We start from the raw sequence: 1,036 nt of genomic DNA on the forward strand, positions 1-1,036 counted from the left end.
TGAGTTACTTGTTGAGTTAGCTTCTGATGTTGAAACTGACTTTGAAGTACTTTCTGAGGCTGCTGACGTACTTGTTGAGTTAGCATCTGATGTTGATGCACTCTTTGAAGTACTTTCTGACGCTGCTGAAGTACTTGTTGAGTTAGCTTCTGATGTTGATGCACTCTTTGAAGTACTTTCTGATGCTGCTGAAGTACTTGTTGAGTTAGCATCTGATGTTGATGCACTCTTTGAAGTGCTTTCTGATGCTGCTGAAGTACTTGTTGAGTTAGCTTCTGATGTTGATGCACTCTTTGAAGTGCTTTCTGATGCTGCTGAAGTACTTGCTGAATCAGCTTTTGATGTTGATGCGCTCTTTGAAGTACTTTCTGACGCTGCTGAAGTACTTGTTGAGTTAGCATCTGATGTTGATGCACTCTTTGAAGTACTTTCTGATGCTGCTGAAGTACTTGTTGAGTTAGCATCTGATGTTGATGCACTCTTTGAAGTACTTTCTGATGCTGCTGAAGTACTTGTTGAGTTAGCATCTGATGTTGATGCGCTCTTTGAAGTGCTTTCTGACGCTGCTGAAGTACTTGTTGAGTTAGCATCTGATGTTGATGCACTCTTTGAAGTGCTTTCTGACGCTGCTGAAGTACTTGTTGATGTTGAGTTTGACTTAACTGTTGAAGCTGAATCAGATTCTGATGTACTCAATGATGTTGACTTAACTGCTGAATCACTTGTACTTGTTGACAATGAGTCAGCGGTTGATTTTGATGTTGAGTTTGACTTAACTGTTGAAGCTGAATCAGATTCTGATGTACTCAACGATGTTGACTTAACTGCTGAGTCACTTGTACTTGTTGACAATGAGTCAGCGGTTGATTTTGATGTTGAGTTTGACTTCACTGTTGAAGCTGAATCAGATTCTGATGTACTCAACGATGTTGACTTAACTGCTGAATCACTTGTACTTGTTGACAATGAGTCAGCGGTTGATTTTGATGTTGAGTTTGACTTAACTGTTGAAGCTGAATCAGATTCTGATGTACTC

1 protein-coding gene is annotated in these 1,036 nt (G+C 40.0%); it reads left to right on the forward strand.

Annotation, left to right across the window (positions count from 1 at the left end):
- On the forward strand, window positions 1-1,036 hold a 1,036-nt coding region (locus LQZ75_RS09765), incomplete at both ends, for a hypothetical protein (RefSeq protein WP_290368230.1).

This window comes from Periweissella fabaria (assembly GCF_918814575.1).
Taxonomy (GTDB): Bacteria; Bacillota; Bacilli; order Lactobacillales; family Lactobacillaceae; genus Periweissella; species Periweissella fabaria.